Source organism: Streptomyces inhibens (assembly GCF_022221585.1).
GTDB classification, from domain to species: domain Bacteria; phylum Actinomycetota; class Actinomycetes; order Streptomycetales; family Streptomycetaceae; genus Streptomyces; species Streptomyces inhibens.
Window position 1 is genome coordinate 2,441,694 of sequence record NZ_CP084681.1, and the last position, 19,826, is coordinate 2,461,519.

At 72.8% G+C, this 19,826-nt stretch carries 18 protein-coding genes; 6 read left to right on the forward strand and 12 right to left on the reverse strand.

Translation table 11 applies throughout. The features are described from left to right. Positions 1 to 34 precede the first annotated feature (34 nt). Positions 35 to 1,666 carry a PucR family transcriptional regulator gene (locus tag KI385_RS11360; protein WP_238572071.1) on the forward strand — a complete coding sequence of 544 codons (1,632 nt, stop codon included), beginning with the start codon at positions 35 to 37 and terminating at the stop codon, positions 1,664 to 1,666. 28 nt (positions 1,667 to 1,694) lie between these two features. Here the strand turns inward: KI385_RS11360 and KI385_RS11365 are convergent, their stop codons facing one another. The 5 genes from KI385_RS11365 to recN all read right to left on the reverse strand — a co-directional run bounded on the left by KI385_RS11365 (position 1,695) and on the right by recN (position 7,319). After that, positions 1,695 to 1,853: a hypothetical protein gene (locus KI385_RS11365; protein WP_238572072.1), complete on the reverse strand. Its 159-nt coding sequence runs from the start codon at positions 1,851 to 1,853 to the stop codon at positions 1,695 to 1,697. Beyond that, positions 1,850 to 1,999, reverse strand: a complete 150-nt coding sequence (locus tag KI385_RS11370; protein WP_238572073.1) for a LysE family translocator — start codon at positions 1,997 to 1,999, stop codon at positions 1,850 to 1,852. Before KI385_RS11370 ends, KI385_RS11365 begins: the two co-directional genes overlap by 4 nt. A 358-nt stretch (positions 2,000 to 2,357) precedes the next feature. Next, positions 2,358 to 3,524, reverse strand: a complete 1,167-nt coding sequence (locus tag KI385_RS11375; RefSeq protein ID WP_238572074.1) for a glycosyltransferase family 4 protein — start codon at positions 3,522 to 3,524, stop codon at positions 2,358 to 2,360. Between the two features lie 649 nt (positions 3,525 to 4,173). After that, on the reverse strand, positions 4,174 to 4,965 hold the full coding sequence (locus tag KI385_RS11380) for a hypothetical protein (protein WP_238572075.1): 792 nt from the start codon (positions 4,963 to 4,965) through the stop codon (positions 4,174 to 4,176). A gap of 626 nt (positions 4,966 to 5,591) precedes the next feature. Then, positions 5,592 to 7,319: a DNA repair protein RecN gene (gene recN, locus KI385_RS11385; RefSeq protein WP_238577657.1), complete on the reverse strand. Its 1,728-nt coding sequence runs from the start codon at positions 7,317 to 7,319 to the stop codon at positions 5,592 to 5,594. 197 nt (positions 7,320 to 7,516) lie between these two features. Here recN and KI385_RS11390 point away from each other — a divergent pair, with 197 nt between their 5' ends. Both KI385_RS11390 and KI385_RS11395 read left to right on the forward strand, forming a co-directional pair. Next, on the forward strand, positions 7,517 to 8,866 hold the full coding sequence (locus tag KI385_RS11390; RefSeq protein ID WP_238572076.1) for an ABC transporter permease: 1,350 nt from the start codon (positions 7,517 to 7,519) through the stop codon (positions 8,864 to 8,866). A gap of 19 nt (positions 8,867 to 8,885) precedes the next feature. Then, entirely contained in the window at positions 8,886 to 10,421 is a 1,536-nt protein-coding gene (locus KI385_RS11395; protein ID WP_238572077.1) for a S41 family peptidase, read from the forward strand. 20 nt (positions 10,422 to 10,441) lie between these two features. Here the strand turns inward: KI385_RS11395 and KI385_RS11400 are convergent, their stop codons facing one another. Genes KI385_RS11400 through KI385_RS11410 form a run of 3 tightly spaced genes read right to left on the reverse strand, consistent with a single transcriptional unit; the run spans position 10,442 to position 12,577 of the window. Continuing rightward, entirely contained in the window at positions 10,442 to 11,383 is a 942-nt protein-coding gene (locus tag KI385_RS11400; protein WP_238572078.1) for an NAD kinase, read from the reverse strand. Further along, complete coding sequence (locus tag KI385_RS11405; RefSeq protein WP_238572079.1) at positions 11,380 to 12,195, reverse strand: TlyA family RNA methyltransferase; 816 nt, start codon at positions 12,193 to 12,195, stop codon at positions 11,380 to 11,382. Before KI385_RS11405 ends, KI385_RS11400 begins: the two co-directional genes overlap by 4 nt. Positions 12,196 to 12,202: 7 nt before the next feature. Continuing rightward, the gene (locus KI385_RS11410; protein WP_238572080.1) at positions 12,203 to 12,577 is read right to left on the reverse strand and encodes a hypothetical protein; all 375 of its coding nucleotides are present in this window, start codon (positions 12,575 to 12,577) and stop codon (positions 12,203 to 12,205) included. 74 nt (positions 12,578 to 12,651) lie between these two features. Between KI385_RS11410 and KI385_RS11415 the strand changes: the two genes are divergently transcribed. Next, positions 12,652 to 12,999 carry an SCP2 sterol-binding domain-containing protein gene (locus tag KI385_RS11415; protein ID WP_238572081.1) on the forward strand — a complete coding sequence of 116 codons (348 nt, stop codon included), beginning with the start codon at positions 12,652 to 12,654 and terminating at the stop codon, positions 12,997 to 12,999. A gap of 166 nt (positions 13,000 to 13,165) precedes the next feature. On the opposite strand, the gene KI385_RS11420 is transcribed toward KI385_RS11415, so the two are convergent. From KI385_RS11420 to KI385_RS11430, 3 genes are all read right to left on the reverse strand, one after another. Beyond that, positions 13,166 to 14,029 carry an ABC transporter ATP-binding protein gene (locus tag KI385_RS11420; RefSeq protein WP_238572082.1) on the reverse strand — a complete coding sequence of 288 codons (864 nt, stop codon included), beginning with the start codon at positions 14,027 to 14,029 and terminating at the stop codon, positions 13,166 to 13,168. 283 nt (positions 14,030 to 14,312) lie between these two features. After that, on the reverse strand, positions 14,313 to 15,371 hold the full coding sequence (locus KI385_RS11425; protein ID WP_238577658.1) for a FecCD family ABC transporter permease: 1,059 nt from the start codon (positions 15,369 to 15,371) through the stop codon (positions 14,313 to 14,315). Between the two features lie 101 nt (positions 15,372 to 15,472). Continuing rightward, positions 15,473 to 16,453 (reverse strand): FecCD family ABC transporter permease, encoded by a 981-nt coding sequence (locus KI385_RS11430; RefSeq protein ID WP_238572083.1) that lies wholly within the window; start codon positions 16,451 to 16,453, stop codon positions 15,473 to 15,475. Between the two features lie 134 nt (positions 16,454 to 16,587). Between KI385_RS11430 and KI385_RS11435 the strand changes: the two genes are divergently transcribed. After that, positions 16,588 to 17,616, forward strand: coding sequence for an ABC transporter substrate-binding protein (locus tag KI385_RS11435; protein WP_238572084.1), 1,029 nt, complete (start codon positions 16,588 to 16,590; stop codon positions 17,614 to 17,616). 88 nt (positions 17,617 to 17,704) lie between these two features. Further along, positions 17,705 to 18,592, forward strand: coding sequence for a siderophore-interacting protein (locus tag KI385_RS11440; protein WP_238572085.1), 888 nt, complete (start codon positions 17,705 to 17,707; stop codon positions 18,590 to 18,592). 51 nt (positions 18,593 to 18,643) lie between these two features. Here the strand turns inward: KI385_RS11440 and KI385_RS11445 are convergent, their stop codons facing one another. After that, on the reverse strand, positions 18,644 to 19,669 hold the full coding sequence (locus KI385_RS11445) for an HAD-IIA family hydrolase (RefSeq protein ID WP_238572086.1): 1,026 nt from the start codon (positions 19,667 to 19,669) through the stop codon (positions 18,644 to 18,646). Positions 19,670 to 19,826 lie beyond the last annotated feature (157 nt).

A 19,826-nucleotide genomic window follows, 5' to 3' on the forward strand; every position in this document is an offset into this window, starting at 1 on the left:
CTCGCCCACCCCACTACAGGTACCGTTCGTCGCCATGGGGCCGGAAGCAAAGATCGAAGCCGAGATCACGGTACGCAGGGCGCTGGAGCTGCCCGCGCTGCGGCGCGGGCTGCCGGAGGTGCTGGCCGGCGGGGACCGGCTGGACCGCCCGGTGCGCTGGGTGCACGCGGGCGAGGTCCCGCATATCGCCTCGCTGCTCAAGGGCGGCGAGCTGCTGCTGACCACCGGCCTCGGGCTGGGTTCCCGACCCTCCGAACAGCGCGCCTTCATCCGTAAGCTCGCGGACCGCGAGATCGCCGCTCTCGTCGTGGAGCTGGGCTCTCGTTTCGAATCACTGCCCTCCGCGCTGGTCGATGCCGCACGGGACTGCGGACTGCCGCTGATCCAGCTGCACCGCGAGGTCCCGTACGTCACCGTCACCGAAGCGATCCACACCGAGATCATCAACAGCCACTACGCGCTGCTGCGCCGCGCCGACGAGATCCTGCGGCGCTGTACGGACGTGCTGCTGCGCGGCGGTGGCGCACCCGAGGTACTGCGGCTACTGGCCGTCTTCACCGGCAATCCGCTCTGCCTGGAGGCCCCCGACGGCAGTCCGCTGTACGCGGCGGGGCCGGACGGCGGCGACGACGGCCCCGCGGACACCGACCCGCTGCTGGCCTGGGAGGGCCTGCGCGACACCGGCGTACGTATCGACGTCCCCGGCGGCGGCCACGGTCCCGACGCGGTCCGCGCCCGTCTGGTCCTGCTGCCCGTCAACGCCCCGGTGGCGCCGGTGCACCGGATCGCCGCCGAGCGCGCCGCCGATCTGCTCGCCGTCGTCATGCTCCAGTCCCGCCAGGAGGAGGTGCTCGCCGCCCGGGGCCGCGGCGACTTCCTCGCCGATCTGGCGGAGGGCCGGATCTCCGCGGCCGAGGCACCGGCGCAGGCCCGGCTGCTCGGCTTCCGCCCCGGCGCCGAACCCGTGCTCCCGGTGGTCATGCGGCTGCCCGCCGGCCTCCCCTCCCCCGGCAGCTGGGCCCTGCTCGCCCAGGCCCTGCGCGAGGAGCTCGCCGCCCCCGGGGTACCCGTACTCCTCGGCGTACGCCCCGTGGAGGGCCGGGTCCCGATGCTGGTGGCGCTGCGCGCGGGCCAGGACCGCGATGCGCTCGCCGACCGGATCGCCGAGGCGCTGCGCGCCGGGGTCGTCCGCGCGGGCCTGGACCGGCCGACGGCGCACCGGCCGGTGGTCGTCGTCGGTACGGCGGGCGACTGGGCGGCGGCGGGCCCCGGGCTGCGGCATGCGGCGGAGACGGCGGCCGCAGCCCAGGGACTGCCGGAGCAGCCCTGGTACGACGCACGCCGGCTGGACATCGAGCTGCTGCTGTGGCGGATGCGGGAACACGGCGAACAGGGCGTGCTCACCGATTTCGTGGAGCGCGCCATCGGCCCGCTGCTCGCCCACGACCGTGGCGCCCGCCAGCCGCTGCTGCCCACGCTGGAGGCCTATCTGGCCAGCGCGGGCCGCAAGGCCGAGACCGCCCGCGACCTGAACGTGAACCGGCAGACGCTGTACGACCGGCTGGCGCGGATCGCCCAGTTGCTGGGCACGGACCTGGACGACCCGCAGACCGTCCTGGGGCTGCGGCTGGCCCTGCGCGCCAGGCGCCACACGGACAAGGCGTAGCGGACGGCGGCAACCGGCGCCGGGTGCGCTACCCCGCGACCCTCTCGGCCGCCGTCCCCATACCGAGCGCGACCGGCACCCCGCCCGTGGTGCGCTCCAGGTTGCGGTGCACCCGGGGACGCCGCAGCCGGCGCAGCAGCCGGCCCGCGCAGACCACGACCAGCAGCAGCCGGCCCGCGGCGATCACCGCGTCGACGGCCCCAGGAGCAGTGTGGCGCCGAGGACCGAGCGTCCTTCGGGAAGGAACTGCGGCACCACGGCCACGAAGAAAGTCCCCACCTTGGGGTTGAGCAGACAGCTCAACAGGCCCTGCCGGAAGGCCCGTACGGGCACGAGGGGCGCCGAGGGCCGTGGGCGCCCCCGTACGCCGCCCGCCCCGCACACAGTTACGCAGCACCAGGAGAGTGTCCGGCCCGGGCACCCTCGTCACCAGTAGGGCGAACAGCGCAAAGCCCGCTACCGCGGCTGTCGCGGCGATCTCCTGTCGGCACCTGGCCATACAAATGTCCGATTCCTGTGGCCTTATCGCCTGGCGTGGCGTCACCCACACGAACGTCTGCACCACCCGGGCCGCTTGGGCCTCTTGGGCCTCTTGGGCCTCTTGGGCCTCTTGGGCCTCTTGGACCGCACGGAGTGCCTGGACCTCTTGGACCTCTTGGACCGGCTGGACCGGCTGGACCGGCTGGACCGGCTAGAAATCCGGCTGAATCGGCTGGGTCAGCTCGTCGTAAACGCTCAGGACCTGGGCGACGGTGTCGTTCTCGCTCGGCCAGCCGGCCGCCTGGATGCGGCCCGCCTCGGCCAGCGCGTCCCGCCGCGCGGGATCGGCGAGGAGCCCGAGAACGGCACGGGCCAGGGCGGCGGCGTCCCCGTAACGGACCAGTTCCGCGGCCCGGCCGACCAGTTCGGGGGTACCCCCGGTGTCGGTGGCGACCAGCGGCACCCCGGCGCGCAGCGCCTCCTGGGCGATCAGTGAGCGCGCCTCCCACTTGCTGGGCAGCACCACGAGGTCGGCGGCGGCGAGGAGTTCGGGCACATCGTCGCGGCGACCCAGCAGCTGTACGGGCAGCTGCTCGATGTCGATCCGCCGCTGCAACGCGGCCCGTTGGTCGCCCTCCCCCGCGATGGCCACCAACGGCTGCGGGTCGAGCGCGCACCAGGCATGCGCCGCGTCCAGCAGCAGATCGTGGCCCTGACTCGGATCGAGACGGCCGACCACAAGCAGCAACGGCCGGTCCACCGCGCCGAGTTCGGCCCGCTCCTTGTGGCGCATCCGGTCGTGTTCCTCGGATTCGCTCTGTGCGCTGTCGAACCGGGGGCGCGGAATCGCGACCGGCGCAAGCCGTGCATCGCGCGCGCCCCGCTCGCGCGCCCGGTCCACGAGATCCGAGCAGGCTCCCAGAACGACCGCGGCGGCGCGCGCCACCCGCCGTTCCATCAGATGCACGAGCCCGGCCCGCGCGCCCTCGATGTGCGCCTTTGTGTGCCAGGTGATGACCAGGGGAACCCGCCGCCCTCCACGGGGACCGCGCAGTCCACGCAGCGCCATCGAGGCACGCAGGCCGGCCCGGAGGCCGTGCGCATGAACCAGGTCGGCATCCCAGCAGGCGCTGCGCAGCGACGCCACGCTCGCCGGATCCGTCCGCGGGGGGACAGGTACGAACCGCGCGCCCGCGCCGGTGAAGTCGTAGGCCTCTTCGCTTTCCGGCGTACCGCAGACGGTCACCCGGACCCCGCGCGCGACCAGCCCTTCGGCCAGTGAGCGGACATGGGCCGCGCTGCCGGCGCTGCCGTGCCCCAGCACCTGGACCGTGCGCAGCGGCGACAGCCCGTGCGCCGAGGTCGGGGTGCTGATCACGTGGGCGGGCTCCTGGGTCGGGCGGCGGGACGGACCGTACCGGTAGGTCGGTCCGCTCTTGCGGATGCTTCGGCTTCTTGCGGGGTGCTTCGGCTTACTGCGCGGTGCTTCGACAGCGCGCGGCCGGCGATCGCCGGCCCGGCGGTCAGGCAGGAGACGGCGAGCGCACCCGGAACTGCGCACCGCGCCCAGGATGCCAGCCCGGCGACGTCAATTCGTCACCGTCCGCCCGCCGTTCCGGTGGGAAGTCTCACCCCAGCGCATACGGGATCACCCACATGGGCGACAAACCGCCCGCGCGGGTTCACGGTCCCGACGAGTGACCCGCCCCTCCGGAGTGCGCCCACCGCCGGGGTACGGGGCGCGTGCGCCGTTGTCCGGAGCGCGATTGGTGAATGTCCGGATCGGCTCGCCCCGTCCTCGAACGGAAGGCGCTCCCGCCGGGCCGGGCCGAAGTCGGCCGGGCGGGCACCTGGTAGGGCGGGCCCGAAGCCCGCCGAGCCGAGCATGGGCCCACGCCACGGACGGACATCACACGGGCGGACATCACACGGACGGGGATGCCGCGGAGGGAGATCCACGGACAGGCGGCTCTCCCTCCGCGGCCGCTCCCCGGACGAACGGCCTTCGGCCTTCGGTGGGCCTGGCCTCAGATCGCCGCGGCCGCCCGGCTGACGCGGTCCCCCGCGGCCGCGGTGGCGATCAGCCCCGCGGCATGCGCGGCCAGTCCCTTGCGGCCGTTCCCCGCGACGATGGCGAGCCCGAGCGCCGCGCCGAGGGCATGCGCCCCGGCGTCCCCGAGCATCGTGCGCTCCCCGAGGTCGTCGCCGATGACGGCGGCCGCGGCCCCCATGGGCGCGGCGGACAGCGGGCCCGCCGGTCCGCGGCGCAGCAGCCCGGGCGCGCCGATGGCCAGTACGGCGCCGGCCGCCCGCCCCGGCCGTACGTCCAGGAGATTCACCAAGTGCGCCGAGCCCGCGATCACCACACCCGCCAGCAGCTTGTCGGCCGGCCGCTCCTTCAGGAGGGCTCCCGCCGCGAGCCCGGCGGCGCCGATCCCGAACAGCTTCACCGCTCCACTGGTGACCTCGCCGTTCCGCAGCGCCGAAAGGTGCGCCCGGAATCCCCGCCGCGAATCACCGGCACCGAAGACATCGTCGTACGCACCACAACCCCCGGCTGCCAGCACCGCCAGCGCCGTCGCCGCCCGGGCCCGGGCGGGCAGCCCCGGCGCGGTGGCGGCGGCGAGCGCGGTGCCGGTGGCCGTCGCGAGCCCGGCGTGCAGGTCCACCGTCCGGCCGGCGTAGTTCTTCCGCTCCCACAGGACGGCACCGCCCGGTGGCCGGCTCCTCAGTGCCCCGTATGCGGCCCGTGTCGCCCCCGCCGCCCCGAGCAGCGCCGAGATCCGCCCCAGCACCCTGCTGCCGGCCACCGCCACCATGTCACTCCCCTCGCCCGGCACCCTGCCGAGCTCAACTCCCGTCACCCTAGGCGCGAGAGTTGCGCGACCACACGGGAGCCCTGCCTCTGACTCCCGCCTTCACGATTTCCCCGCCCTCGTCCCCGTTGACGGCTTTCCCCGCCACCCGTCCCCGTTGACGGCTTTCCCTGCCACCCGTCCCCGTTGATGTGTTTCCTCGCCGCCCGCCCCCTTGATGTGCTTCCCCGCCGCCCGCCCCCTTGATGTGCTTCCCCGCCGCCCACCCCCTTGATGTGCTTCCCCGCCGCCCACCCCCTTGATGTGCTTCCCCGCCGCCCACCCCCCTTCGGGGGGTGGGCGGGTGTATGTGGGGCGGGGGCGGGGGCGGGGGCGGGGTGAGCATCGACCTGACAGGCGGGACTACCTGGAGCGCGCGGCCCGTCTCACACAAAGCACGCGGCCCGTCTCACACAAAGCACGCGGCCCGCAGTACGCGAAGCACACAGCTGTAGTACACAGAGCACACGGCCGTAGTACGCAAAGCACACGGCCCGTTGTACGTGAACCAGTGAACCAGGTTGTCGGGCGCACAGGGAGCAGGCGGGAAGCCGCCGCGACGGCCTCCCTCAGCCGTCAGCCCTCAGCCCTCAGTTCCCCGTACGCGCCGTCTCCAGCAGCTCTTCCGCGTGCGCGCGGGCCGTTTCGGAGTCCTCCTGGCCGGCCAGCATCCGGGAGAGTTCGCGGACCCGCTCCTCGCCCTCCAGGACCTTCACGCCGCTCCTGGTGACCGACCCGTCGTTCGTCTTGGCCACGAGCAGCTGCCGGTCCGCGAACGCCGCGACCTGCGGGAGGTGCGTGACGACCACGACCTGCGCCGACTTCGCGAGCCTGGCCAACCGCCTGCCGACCTCGACGGCCGCCTTGCCACCGACGCCCGCGTCGACCTCGTCGAACAGGTAGGTCGGTACGGGGTCGGAGCCGGCGAAGACCACCTCGACGGCGAGCATCACCCGGGAGAGCTCACCCCCGGACGCCCCCTTGGCGATCGGCCGGGGCGGTGCGCCCGGGTGCGGGGCCAGCAGGAGTTCGACCTCGTCGGCACCGGCCGGCCCGTAGGCCACGGTGCGGCCGCCGACCTCGATGCCGTCGGCGTCCTCGGCGACCTCGGTCTGGCGGATCTCGACGGTCACGCGGGCGTGCGGCATGGCGAGTTCGGCGAGTTCGGCGGTGACCGCGTCAGCGAAACGCTTCGCCGACGCCGTGCGGGCGTCGGTCAGCGTCTGTGCCAGATCGCCCAGTTCGGCGCGCAGCGCATCCCGCTCCGCGGTCAGCTCGCCGATCCGGTCGTCGTCGCCGTCCAGTTCGGTGAGCCGGGCGGCGCTCTCCTCGGCCCATGTCAGCACCGCGGCGATGTCGTGGCCGTATTTGCGGGTGAGGTGGTTCAGCGCGGCGCGGCGCTCCTCGACGGCGGCGAGCCGCAAGGGGTCGGCGTCCAGGCCGTCGGCGTAGCTGGCCAGCTCGCCCGCCACGTCGGCCATCAGGATGCCGATCTCGCCGAGCCGCTCGGCGAGCGCGGCAAGCTCCTGGTCGTGGCTGCGTACGGTCTCCAGCGCGCGATGTGCGCCGGCGACCAGGGTGGTGGCGTCGACGCCCTCGGGGTCCTCGGGGTTGCCGGCCAGCGCGGCGTGCGCGACGGTCGCGGCGGAGGCCAGCGCCTCGGCGTGGCCGAGCCGCTCGGCCTCGGCGGCGAGTTCGATGTCCTCACCGGCCTGCGGCTCGACCGCCGCGATCTCGTCCAGGCCGAAGCGCAGCAGATCGGCTTCCTGGGAGCGTTCGCGGGCCCGCGTGGTCAGCTCTTCCAGCTCGGTGGCGACGGCGCGCAGCCGGCGATGTGCGGCGGTGTATTTGGCGAGCGGCACGGCGACCGCGTCTCCGGCGTAGCGATCCAGGGCCTGGCGCTGACGAGCCGGCCGCAGCAGGCCCTGCTGGTCGGTCTGGCCGTGTACGGCGACCAGGTCGTCGGCCAACTCCTGCAACAGGCCGACAGGTACGGAGCGGCCGCCCACATGAGCGCGCGAGCGGCCCTCGGCGGAGAGCGTGCGGCTGATCAGCAGCGCGCCGTCGTCCAGCTCCGCGCCGGCCTCCTCGGCCCGCAGGGCCGCGGGGGCTTGGGGGCCGACGCTGATCCTTCCCTCCACGACTGCCGACTTGGCGCCGATCCGCACCAGGGCGGGGTCGGCGCGCCCGCCGAGCAGCAGGCCGAGGCTGGTGACGACCATGGTCTTGCCCGCGCCCGTCTCGCCGGTCACCGCCGTGAAGCCCGGGGACAGCTCGACAACGGCGTCGTCAATGACACCCAGGGACCGGATCCGCATCTCCTCCAACACGGATACGACCTTACGAGGTCCGAGGGCCGCCCCGCGACGGCCTCCCCTCACTCCTTCCTCCGGTCCTGCGGTTCTCCGGCCGCCGACCCTGCGGAAAACCCCACCGAAAGACGGGTGGATTCCTCATGGTGCGCGATCATGCCCGGCCGTCACGCTGATCACAGTTCGAAACGAAAGGTGTGCTCATGTCCAGCGGTTTGGCGCGTGCGGCGCTGCGTGGTCACCGGCCCGCATTCACGGGGACGGCGGTGGCGACGCTGTTCTCCGCGACCGTGGTCGGCGCGTCGATGACGATGCTCGTCGCGACCGGCGCGGACGGCGTCCCGCCCGCCGCGCGGCGGGCGATGGCCGCCCACAACGTCGGCGACATGGCCGCCGTCCTCCTGCTCGGCTCGATCTATATGTCGATTTTTGTGGTCGCCTCGACGATGGGCACGGCCGTCGCCCAGCAGCACCGCGAATTCGCGATGCTGCGCGCGATCGGCGCCCGCCCCTGGCAGATCCGGCGGGCCACCGCCGCCCAGGCGGTGGCGGCCGCGATCCCGTCGGCGCTCGCCGGATGCGCGCTGGGCGCGGTGCTGGCGCGCTGGTGGTTCGACGGCATGGTCGACCACGGCCTCATTCCGCGCGAGGTTCCCTTCCGGTTCAGCTGGGTCGCGCTGCCGGTGTGCCTGGCGGTGGCGGTCATCACGTCGGCGATCGCCGGGCTGCTCGCGTCGAGCCGCTTCGCGGCGCTGCGTCCCGCGCGGGCGCTGGAGGAGGCGGCGGCGGGCCGCCGGAAGCTGGGCCTGCTGCGGCTGCCCCTCGGGCTCGCCGCGACGGCAGGTGGCGTGATCGTCTCCCGGCTGCTCGCCGACCAGCCGGCCGAGAAGGCGAGCCAGGGCGCGTTCCTGGTGCTGCTGCTGTTCTGCGTCGGTGTGGGGCTGCTGGGACCGCGCATCATCAGCCCGGCCGCCTGGCTGGTGTCCCGGCTGATCGGCCGGTTCGGCAGCGCGGCCGAGCTGGCGATGCAGAACGTCACGACGCAGTCCCGCCGGTTCTCCGCCGCTGTCGTCCCCCTGGTCCTGGTGGTGGCCTTCGGCACCACAAAGATCGCGATGCGCACCACCGCCCAGCACCGGACCGGATCCGCCGGACCGGCCGGCGAGGTGTGGCTGGACTACATCGGTACGGGGCTGTATGCGGGCTTCGCCGCCATCGCCGCCGCCAACACCCTTGCCATGATCACCGCCGAGCGCCGCCGCGATATGGCGCTGCTGCGCCTGGTCGGCTCGCATCCGCGCCAGGTGCGGGCGATGGCGGCCTGGGAGGCATCCGTCGTAGCCGGCACCGCCCTCGTTCTCGGTACGGCCATCGCGCTGTTCACCCTCGCCCCGATGCTCCAGCAGGCGTTCGGTGACGCGCTGCCGTACGTGCCCTGGACGACGGCCGGCTCGATAGCCGGCGGCACCCTGCTGCTCGCGCTGCTCGCGACCGGACTGCCCGTCCACATCAGCCTGCGCCGCCGCGCCGCGGAAACACTCGCCGCGGCCTGACCCACTACGAGGTACGCCCATGAACAACCCCTCACCCGGCCCGAACCACGGCCACCGTCACCGCCGCGTGCCCCTGCTGTTCGCCGCGCTGACCGCCCTCACCGCCCTCACGGCCACCGCCGCTTGCACCGGCCCGGCCCGGGCGGCCCGCTCCGACACGGACGCCCGTACCGCCTCGGGAGACCCCACCACGGCCCGGCCCACCCACGCCTCGGGCGCCTCTCTGGAGGGCGTCTGGCGGATGGACGGCTACGGCACCCTGCTCACCATCAAGGGCCGCAGCCTGCGTACGTACGAGACCACCGCGATCAGCTGTCTGCCCGGCTCCGTCACGGGCACCCGCACCGGCGACCCCGATGCGCACGGCCGAAGCCGCTTCACGGTCCCGGACTCGGTCCCGATCACCGTGTCACCGGCCGGCGCCGACCGCGCCCGGCTGACCATGGAGGACACGGTCGGCCGACGGACGCTCCACCGCATCGACGGGCTTCCCGACCGCTGCGCCAAGCATCCGCCGCGCGACCCCAGGGCGGTCTTCGACGTCTTCTGGCAGACCTACGCCGAGAATTACCCCTTCTTCCGGGCGAAGAAGATCGACTGGGCGGCGGTCCGCGACCGATACCGTCCCCGCATCACGGACCGGACCACCGACGACGAACTCTTCGCGGTGCTCCGCAAGATGATCGAGCCGCTGCACGATGCGCACACCCGGGTCGTCGTCGGACCCCGCCAGTGGTTCGCGGGCAGTCGTCCCGGCACCGTCCTGCCCACCCCGGAGTCCACGGCCCGCATCGACAAGGCGATCACCGCGAATCTCGGCCCAGGTGTCACCTGGCGCACCTGGGCCCAGGGCAAGCTGGCCTACGCCGATCTCCCCGGCCGGATCGGCTACTTCCGTGTCACCCAGTTCTCCCACTACACCAAGAAGGGTGACTACGCCGGCGATGTCGCCGAGCTCGACCGCGCCCTGAACTCCGTGTTCACCAAGGCGCGTACGCGGGGCCCGGCAGCCCTGCGCGGCCTCATCATCGACGTACGTCTCAACGGCGGCGGCGCGGACGCCCTCGGTCTGCGCATCGCCTCCCGGCTCACCGATCACCCGTATCTCGCCTACAGCAAGCGAGCGCGCAACAACCCGCAGGAACCGGGCAAGTTCACCACACCGCAGCCGATCCAGGTCCGCCCCCACCGGGGTCCGGTCTACACCGGCCCGATCGCGGTCCTCACCGGCCTGCTCACCATCAGCGCGGGCGAGACCTTCACCCAGTCCCTGACAGGCCGCTCCCCCGCCCCCACCCGGATCGGCGAGAACACCCAGGGCGTCTTCTCCGACATCCTGGACCGCACCCTCCCGAACGGCTGGAGCTTCGGCCTGCCCAACGAGGAATTCCTGACCGCCGACGGCCACACCTTCGACGGTGCCGGCATACCCCCCGCCGTCCCCGCCCCGGTCTTCACCGACAAGGAACTCTCCACGCGGCGCGACTCCGCCCTCACCCGCGCCAAGGAGCTCCTCGCGGACGGCATACACGGGACCGCAGGGGACGGCGGGTAAAGCCCCGTCCGGGGACGCGCCTAGTGCGGCGCGCCCCGCCACCCCGCTACCGGGAGGGCGAACTTGGCGACCAGACGGTCTGTGAAGGAGGCATGGTGCAGACGCGCAAGTCGTACGGGTACGGCGCCACGGCGGACCTCGACGCGGGCGCCGGCGGGAAGTTCGACGGTGCGGCGGCCGTCGCACCACAGCACGCCGTGCGGGGTCTTGGGCTGGACCTCGACCGCCAGTACGGAGTGCGGCGAGGTGACCAGCGGCTTGGCGAAGAGGGCGTGTGCGCTGATCGGGACCATCAGCAGAGCCTCGACCTCGGGCCAGACCACCGGACCGCCGGCCGAGAAGGCGTACGCCGTCGAGCCGGTCGGGGTCGCACAGACCACCCCGTCGCCGCCGAAGCGCGAGACGGGCCGGCCGTCGACCTCGGTCACCACCTCCAGCATCCGCTCCCGTGCGGCCTTCTCCACGGACGCCTCGTTGAGGGCCCAGTCGGTGTGCACGACGTTGCCGTTGTTGCGGACGAGGACGTCGAGCGTCATCCGCTCCTCGACCTCGTAGGCGCGGGTGACGACCCGGTCGACGACCTTGTCCAGGTCGTCGCGTTCGGCCTCCGCGAGGAAGCCCACCCGGCCGAGGTTGACGCCGAGCATCGGCACCCCGGACGTCCTGGCGAAGTCCGCGCCACGCAACAGCGTGCCGTCCCCGCCCAGGACCACCAGCAGTTCGCAGCCCTCGGCCGCGCACTGCTCCGACTCGACACGCTGGACCGACGGCGGCAGCGGCAGATCCGCGGCCTCCTCCGCCAGCACGCGCACCCCGATGCCGCTGCGCAGCAGCCCCTGGACGACGAGTTCGGCGCTGCGGATGGCCGCGGGGCGGCCTGTGTGTGCGAGCAGGAACACCGTCCGCCCGGCTCCGGTGTTCTCGTGTGCTGCGCTGCCTTCAACTGCCTGGGTTGTGGTCAACGAGGCCCCTCCGCCACTGCACGGTCGACATCCGCCGGGTCGAGTGCAGGCGCCCCGGCGCGCAGCCACAGAAAGTACTCGACATTCCCGGAAGGTCCAGGAAGCGGGCTCGCCACCACGCCAAGTACGCCAAGTCCCAGTTCGGCCGCCCGGCTCGCGACGGCGCGTACCGCCTCGGCCCGCAGCTCCGCGCTGCGCACCACTCCGCCGCTGCCCAGCCGCTCCTTGCCGACCTCGAACTGCGGCTTGACCATCAGTACGAGGTCCGCGTCGGACGCCGCACAGCCGACCAGCGCGGGCAGTACGAGCCCCAGCGGGATGAAGGAGAGATCGCCGACGATGAGATCGACCGGCTGCGAGTCGATCTGCTCGAGCGTCAACTCGCGTACGTTGGTGCGGTCCTTCACGGTGACCCGCTCGTCGCTCTGCAGCGACCACGCGAGCTGTCCGTATCCGACATCGACGGCGACGACATGACCGGCGCCGGCCCGCAGCAGGACATCGGTGAAACCACCCGTCGAGGCGCCCGCGTCCAGCGCCCGCCGGCCCTCGATCTTCAGACCGAGTGGGACAAATGCGGCGAACGCTCCGGCGAGCTTGTGACCGCCGCGCGAGACATAGTCGGGGTCGCTCTCGTCCTCGCGTACGACCACGGCCGCGCTGGTCTCCACCTGGGTGGCCGGCTTCGTCGCGGTCGCACCGCCGACGGTCACCCGGCCGGCAGCGATCAGCTGGCTCGCGTGCTCGCGCGAACGGGCCAGCTTGCGGCGCACCAGCTCCGCGTCGAGTCGGCGTCGTGCCACTCCTGCCACCTGTGGTTCAGCTCCTGTTGTCGTACGTCGTCGAGGAAGGGGCGGGCGGCCCGGGGTGCTGGTCGAGACCGGCCAGCACATCGCGCAGCCCACGATGCACATCCTCGTACACCCGCAGATGTCCGCTCGCGGGGAGGTGGTCGGCATCGGCGAGCCGCCGCAGCCCGGCATCCACCGCGGCCTCACCGGTCGGCGTCACGCCCACCCCGAGCGGCTGCGGCCCGTCGGCGGCGGTCGGGACAGTCCCTACAGCCGCGCTGTCCTCGCGCGCCCCAAGGTGCACGGGTTCCCCAAGGTGCACGGCTTCCCCAGGCTGCGCGGGCTCCCCCGGCACGGCCCCCGTGGGTGCCTCCGGCTCCGGGCCGGACGTCGGCTCATCCATGCCCCCGACGCTACCTTGGCGAACGGGGTCAAGGACGAACGAGCCGCCCCCGACCTGGCGTATCGTCGGTCACGATGGCAACCCTCGACCAGTGCCGCGCCGCTCTCGACCGGCTGGCCCAGAACCTGTCTTCCGCAGACGGCAACGTCCGCAGCGCCGCCGCGCTCGACCGTTCGCTCAGCTGCCGCATCACGGACCTCGATGTGACGTTCGTCGGGCGGCTGGCCGACGGCACCATCCAGAACGTGACGAGCATCCCCGGCCCACCCCCGCGAAAGGCCGAGATCCGCCTGTCCATGGCGGGCGACGACCTGGTCGCGCTGGTCGACGGACAGCTGAACTTCGCGATGGCCTGGGGCAGCGGTCGCGTCAAACTGGAGGCCGGTCTGCGCGACCTGCTGCGCCTCAGGACGCTGCTGTAGTCGCTGCCGCCTCACTCTTCACAGCTTCACCGGCCCCGCCTCACCGGTCGCCGCCCCCGGCCTCATCGGTCGCCGCCCCCCCTAGGCCCGACCCCTAGGCCTGGCCCCGAGGTCCCGGCCCCTCGGCCAGGTCCCGTCCCCCGGCCCCCGGCCCCCGCCCCACCGATCACCCCCTCGGCGCCCCCGCCGCCACGGTCGCCGCCGTCTGCTCCGCCGCCGCCCGGCCGCCCCCGGTACCGCCGTTACGCGGCTTGCGCGCGGCCGGGACGACCAGCGGGGTGCCGGTCTCCGGGTCGTCGATGACCTGGCAGCTGATCCCGAAGACCCGTTCCACCAGCTCCGCCGTGACGATGTCGGCCGGCGTGCCCTCGGCGATGATCGCGCCGTCCTTCATGGCGATGAGATGGGTCGCGTAACGGGCGGCGTGGTTGAGGTCGTGCAGCACCGCGACCAGCGTCCGCCCCTGCTCCTCGTGCAGCTCCGCGCACAGGTCCAGCACCTCGATCTGGTGCTGGATGTCCAGGTATGTCGTCGGCTCGTCAAGGAGGAACAGCGGTGTCTGCTGGGCGAGGGCCATCGCGATCCACACCCGCTGCCGCTGTCCGCCGGACAGCTCGTCGACGTAGCGGTCGGCCAGCTCGGCGACGCCGGTCGCCGCCATCGACTCCTGGACGATCCGCTCGTCGTCGGCCGACCACTGCCGCAGCAGCCCCTGGTGCGGATAGCGGCCGCGCGCCACCAGGTCCGCCACCGTGATCCCGTCCGGGGCGATCGAGGACTGCGGCAGCAGCCCGAGCGCCTTGGCGACCTTCTTGGCCGGGAGCGAGGAGATCGCGGAGCCGTCCAGCAGCACCGACCCCGCGGCCGGCTTGAGCATCCGCGAGAGCGCGCGCAGCAGCGTGGACTTACCGCAGGCGTTCGGGCCGACGATGACCGTGAAGGAGTGGTCGGGGATGGCGACCGAGAGGTTCTCGGCGATGACCCGCTGGTCGTAGGCGAGGGTGACATTCTCGGCCGTGAGACGGCTCACTTCTGAACTCCTGGGGTTGTCATGTCGCTGCTTTTCCTCGGCGAACGCCGCCCTGTCGGCCGGCAAACACGGCCCGGTGGCCCGACAGTCTCCGCCCGGTGGCCCGGCAATCGCCGCCCTGTCGGCCGGCAAACACGGCCCCGTGGCCCGGCAGACTCCGCCCGGTGGCCCGGCAATCGCCGCCCTGTCGCCCGGAGAACACGGCCCCGTGGCCCGGCAGACGCCACACCGCCGCCGACACCGCCACCCGCAACACCACCACCGCCCCGCCCCTCACACCCGCTCATATCCGCCCCGCCTTACGCTCCGTAGCCAGCAGCCACAGCAGATACCCGCCGCCGAGGACGCCGGTCAGTACGCCCACCGGCAGCTGGTCGGCGCCGAAGAGACGCTGTGAGGACCAGTCCGCGGCGACCAGCAGCACGGCCCCCATAAGGGCGGCCGGCAGCAGATTGGGGCCGGGCGAGCGGGTGAGCCGCCGGGCCAGCTGGGGTGCGGTGAGCGCCACGAAGGAGATCGGCCCGGCCGCCGCGGCGGCGGCGGCGACGAGCACGACCGCGGCCATCAGGACGACCAGGCGGACCCGGTCGACCCGTACGCCCAGCGCGTACGCGGCGTCATCGCCCATCTCCAGCATCCGCAGCGGCCGCCCGTAGAGCAGCACCACCGGGACGAGTACGGCACATACGGCGGCCAGCGGCCAGACCTGGTCCCAGTCGCGGCCGTTGAGCGAACCGGTCATCCAGATGGTGGCCCGGGTCGCCTCGACGATGTTCGCCTTGGTCATGAGGTAGAGCACCATCGCGTAGAGCATGGCGCTCGCCCCGATACCGACGAGCACGAAGCGGTAGCCGTGGATGCCGCGCTTCCAGGCGAGCAGGAAGATGGCAAGGCCCGTGGCCACCCCGCCGACGACCGCGCCGACGGCGACCGCGAAGGTCCCGCCCTGGAAGTAGACGATGACGACCAGCGCGCCGACGGACGATCCCTGCGCGAAGCCGAGGACGTCCGGGCTGCCCAGCGGGTTGCGGGAGACGGTCTGGAAGACCGCCCCGGCGATCCCGAAGGCGGCGCCGACCAGCAGCCCCACCAGCACCCGCGGCAGCCGCAGATCCCGCACGATGAACTGCTGGCCGGCATCGCCGCCACCGGTCAGCGTGGCGATCACCTCGCCCGGCGTCATCGGGTAGTCGCCGGAGCCGATCAGTGCGATGCCGGCGGCCAGCGCGACGGCCAGCAGCAGCAGTCCGGCGAAGGTGGCGCGCGCGTCGAGGCGCAGCGAGAGCCCGCCCTTGGTCCGCACGGCCGTGATCCGCCGGGCCGCCGCCCCCCGCCCACGCACGCCCCCGGCCTTCGCATCCTTCCCGGTGTCTTCACCGGACTTCACACCGATGTCTTCACCGGACTTCACACCGGCGTCCTTGCCGGACTTCACGGTCGCGCTCACAGCTGGGCCATCCTCCGACGCCGTACGAGATAGATGAAGACCGGGCCGCCGACGACGGCCGTGACGATGCCGACCTGTAGCTCGCCGGGCCGCGCCACGACCCGTCCAAGGACGTCCGCGCCGAGCAGCAGCACCGGCGAGAGCACCGCGGAGTACGGCAGGATCCAGCGCATGTCGGGCCCGGTGATGGCCCGTACGACATGCGGAACCATCAGGCCGACATAGACGATCGGGCCACAGACGGCGGTCGCCCCGCCACACAGCAGGGTGACGGCGAGCATCGCCAGCACCCGGGTGCGGGTCAGCCGGGCGCCCAGCGCCCGTGCCTGGTCGTCGCCGAGCGCAATGGCGTTCAGCGGGCGGGCGATCAGCAGCGCGAGAACACCGCCGACCGCCAGGAACGGCGCGATGTGGGTGACCGTCGGCATGGTGGCGGAGGCCAGCGAACCCACCGTCCAGAAGCGCATCTTGTCCAGCGCGGCGGTGTCCATCAGGTTCACGGCGTTGATGTAGCCGACGAGGACGGCGGTCAGTGCGGTGCCGGCCAGGGCGAGCCGTACGGGCGTGGCACTGCGGGTGCCGCCGAGGACGTACACCGCGACCGAGACCACCGCGGCGCCGGCGAACGCGAACCACACATAGCCGGTCAGCGAGGTGACGCCGAAGAAGCTGATGGCGGAGACGACCGCGGCCGAGGCGCCGGCGTTGATGCCGAGAACTCCGGGGTCGGCCAGGGGATTTCGGGTCAGCGCCTGCATGACCGTGCCGGCCAGGCCGAGGGCGGCGCCGACGATCAGGCCGAGCAGGGTGCGCGGGAAGCGGACATCGCGGACGACCACGTCGCTGTCGGAGCCGGAGTAGTGGAACACCCCGTGCCACACCTGGTCGAGCGGGATCTGTTTGGCGCCGACGGCGATACCCAGGACGGCGATGACGGCCAGTACGGCCACAGAGGCGACCAGCCCCGCGGAGCGCATGACATGCCGCCGCCGGGGTGTCACGGGGGCCGGGGCCGTTGTTGCTTCGGGGGGACTGTCAACCAACACGGTAGTTAGGTTAGCCTACCCTCACATTCGACTTGCAGGCCCTCCCAGAGAGAAGCGCAGCCACCATGAGCACCTCCCGAAGCGTAACTCTGTCCCGCCGCGGCATCCTGGCCGCGGGCGGCGCCGTCGGCATCGGCGCACTGCTCGCCGCATGCGGCGGGGACAAGGGCTCGGGGAGCGCCAACAGCGGTGCCGGGAGCGGCCCCTGGTCCTTCACCGACGACCGCAAGCAGAAGGTCTCCCTCAAGAGCACCCCGCAGCGCATCGTCGCCTTCACCGGCACCGCGGCCGCGCTGCACGACTTCGGCATCGACGACCAGGTCGTCGGCGTCTTCGGCCCCACCAAGCTCAAGAACGGCAAGCCCGACCCGCAGGCCGGCGACATGGACGTCGACAAGGTCACCATCATCGGCAACGCCTACGACCAGTTCAACGTCGAGAAGTACGCCGCCCTCCGCCCCGATCTGCTGGTCACCAACATGTACGAGCCGGACGCACTGTGGTTCGTACCGGACGACAGCAAGGACAAGATCACCCCGCTGGCGAAGACCGTCGCCCTCACCTCGGCCCGGATCCCGCTCGTCAAGATCATCGAGCGCTACGCCGACCTCGCGAAGTCGCTCGGCGCCGACCTCAAGGCGAAGAAGGTCACCGACGCCAAGGCCCGCTTCGAGAAGGCCTCCGCGACGCTGCGCAAGGCCGCCAAGTCCCACCCGGTCAAGGTGCTCGCCTGCTCCGGCAGCCCCGCCCTCTTCTACGCCTCCAACCCGGGCATCAACGCCGACCTCATGTACTACAAGTCCCTCGGCGTCGATCTGATCGTGCCCGACCACCTGGACAAGGGCGGCTACTTCGAGAGCCTGAGCTGGGAGAACGCCGACAAGTACAAGGCGGACGTGCTCCTGCTGGACAACCGGACCGCCACCCTCCAGCCCAAGGACCTGGCCGCCAAGCCCTCCTGGGCCAAGCTGCCCGCCGTCAAGGCCGGCCAGATCACCCCGTGGTCGAGCGAGCCGCGCTTCTCCTACGCGGGCGCCGCCCCGCTCATCGAGTCGCTCGCCAAGGCCATCGAGAGCGCCAAGAAGGTCAACTGACGTACGGCCGCGGCGGACCGCCGCCCGCGGGCCGAAGCGGTCCACCGCGGCCTCACCCACCCCCACCACCGTCCCGGGAGGTTCCCGCATGACCACGACTGCCGCCCCCGCCACCGCACCGTTCCGCTTCTTCGATGTGCACGTCGTACGCTCCCGACGGCTGAGCCCCTCCATGGTGCGCATCACCTTCGGCGGCGAACGGCTGGACGAGCTGGCTTCCGGCGGTCGTGACCAGCGCTTCAAGCTCTTCCTCCCGCAGCCCCACCAGGACCGGCCGGTCTTCGACGACACCGGCGACGGCTGGTACCCCGCCTGGCGGGCGCAGGACCCGGCCGAGCGCGCGGTGATGCGCTCGTACACGATCCGCGAACAGCGCCCTGAACAAGGGGAGTTCGATGTCGACTTCGCACTGCACGGCGCGGAGTCGGCAGCCGCCACCGCCGGCGGCCCCGCCTCCCGCTGGGCCGCCCGCGCCCGGCCCGGCGACCGGCTGACCGTCCTCGCCCCGGCCGTCGAGGACAACGGCGGCGTCGACTTCCGGCCGCCGGCCGGCACCGACTGGATCCTGATCACCGGCGACGAGACGGCGCTGCCCGCGATCGCCGGCATCCTGTCCTGGCTGTCCCCCGGCACCCGGGCCAAGGTGTGGATCGAGGTCGCCCACGAGGACGACCGGCAGCAGCTGCCGACCTTCGCCGACGCCGATATCACCTGGCTCGTCCGGGACGAGGCGGCCGCCGCGCACCGTGAGCCGGTGCTCGACGCGCTGCGCGCCGCCGAGCTGCCCGAGGGCACGCCGTACGCCTGGGTCGCCGGCGAGGCCGGGACCGTCAAGACGGTGCGCAGGCATCTGGTCCGCGAGCGCGGAATCGACCGCAGGGCCGTCAAGTTCACCGGCTACTGGCGCCGCGGCGCCACCGAGGAGGACCTGATCGCGGAGCTGACGGCCGGCACGGCCGCGTCCGAGGAGGACTGAGCCCCGCGCCATGGGGGCACCAACGGGCCCCGGCCCGGCGGGCCCCGGCCCTCACATCCCGATCCGCTCCAACGCCTTCCCCGCGTCCGCCCCGCAACTGCCGTCCCCCGCAGCCGTCCAGGCCGCCGCGCACAGCGCCCGCAGCCCGTCCAGCGGCGTACCCTCGCCCTCCACGACGAGCGCGTCGCCGGCCGCCTCGGCCCGCCAGCCGCCGCAACGGAAGCCGCCGTCGTCCGCGGTCACCTCCGGCTGCGGCGCCAGCAGCCCGCGCAGATCCGCGTCCACATACGCCGGACGGTGCTGCGGCGGGGCGGCCAGCAGCTCGGCGGGGGTGGTGACGCCGGTGAGCACCAGCAGCGAGTCCACCTCGCCGTTGTAGGCACCCTCGATGTCGGTGTCGAGCCGGTCCCCGATCACCAGCGGCCGCCGGGCGCCGGTGCGCAGCACGGTCTCCCGGTGCATCGGCGGCTGCGGCTTGCCCGCCACCTGCGGCGTCCCGCCCGCGGCGATCCGGACGACCTCCACCAACGCGCCGTTGCCGGGGGCGATCCCGCGCTCCTTGGGGATCGTCAGATCGGTGTTGGACGCGAACCACGGCACCCCGCGCTGCACCGCGTACGCGGCCTCCGCCAGCCGCTCCCAGTCCAGCGTCGGGTCGTAGCCCTGCACCACGGCCGCCGGATCGTCGTCCGCGGAGAAAACGGGCTCCAGACCGCGCTCGCGCAGCGCCACCAGCAGCCCCTCGCCGCCGATGGCCAGCACCCGCGCGCCCGCCGGCACCTGCTCGGAGATCAGCCGCGCCACCGCCTGTGCCGAGGTGATCACATCGCCGGCGCCGGTCGGCAGCCCGAAACCGGTCAGCTGGTCGGCGACCGCCTGCGGGGTGCGGGCGGCGTTATTGGTCACATATGCGAGGTGCATACCACCGTCCCGCGCACTCGTCAGTGAGTCCACGGCATGGGCGATGACCTGTCCGCCGGCGTAGACCACCCCGTCCAGATCCAGCAGCGCCGTGTCGTACGCCTCACTCAGCGCGCGCCGGCACCCGTCGGGTTGCCTGCGAACCTGCTCGTTCATGCCGTCTCGCTCCTCGCTCCCATGTGTCGTACGAAGGGCCGCGCCGCGTACCGCGGAGGCGTGCTCCGCGCGCCGCCGCTCGCCGTTCTCCGCACCGCGCATACCGATATTTCCAGCCACGTTCGGGCTGTCCCCCGATCTTCCCTCATCGGGCCGG

Excerpts from the sequence above, each read along its gene's own strand:
- KI385_RS11360 (WP_238572071.1), top strand. The coding sequence starts at position 35 with ATGGGGCCGGAAGCAAAGATCGAAGCCGAGATCACGGTACGCAGGGCG.
- KI385_RS11380 (WP_238572075.1), bottom strand. The coding sequence starts at position 4,965 with ATGGTGGCGGTGGCCGGCAGCAGGGTGCTGGGGCGGATCTCGGCGCTG.
- recN (WP_238577657.1), bottom strand. The coding sequence starts at position 7,319 with ATGCGGATCCGGTCCCTGGGTGTCATTGACGACGCCGTTGTCGAGCTG.
- KI385_RS11390 (WP_238572076.1), top strand. The coding sequence starts at position 7,517 with ATGTCCAGCGGTTTGGCGCGTGCGGCGCTGCGTGGTCACCGGCCCGCA.
- KI385_RS11395 (WP_238572077.1), top strand. The coding sequence starts at position 8,886 with ATGAACAACCCCTCACCCGGCCCGAACCACGGCCACCGTCACCGCCGC.
- KI385_RS11410 (WP_238572080.1), bottom strand. The coding sequence starts at position 12,577 with ATGGATGAGCCGACGTCCGGCCCGGAGCCGGAGGCACCCACGGGGGCC.
- KI385_RS11415 (WP_238572081.1), top strand. The coding sequence starts at position 12,652 with ATGGCAACCCTCGACCAGTGCCGCGCCGCTCTCGACCGGCTGGCCCAG.
- KI385_RS11430 (WP_238572083.1), bottom strand. The coding sequence starts at position 16,453 with ATGCGCTCCGCGGGGCTGGTCGCCTCTGTGGCCGTACTGGCCGTCATC.
- KI385_RS11435 (WP_238572084.1), top strand. The coding sequence starts at position 16,588 with ATGAGCACCTCCCGAAGCGTAACTCTGTCCCGCCGCGGCATCCTGGCC.
- KI385_RS11440 (WP_238572085.1), top strand. The coding sequence starts at position 17,705 with ATGACCACGACTGCCGCCCCCGCCACCGCACCGTTCCGCTTCTTCGAT.
- KI385_RS11445 (WP_238572086.1), bottom strand. The coding sequence starts at position 19,669 with ATGAACGAGCAGGTTCGCAGGCAACCCGACGGGTGCCGGCGCGCGCTG.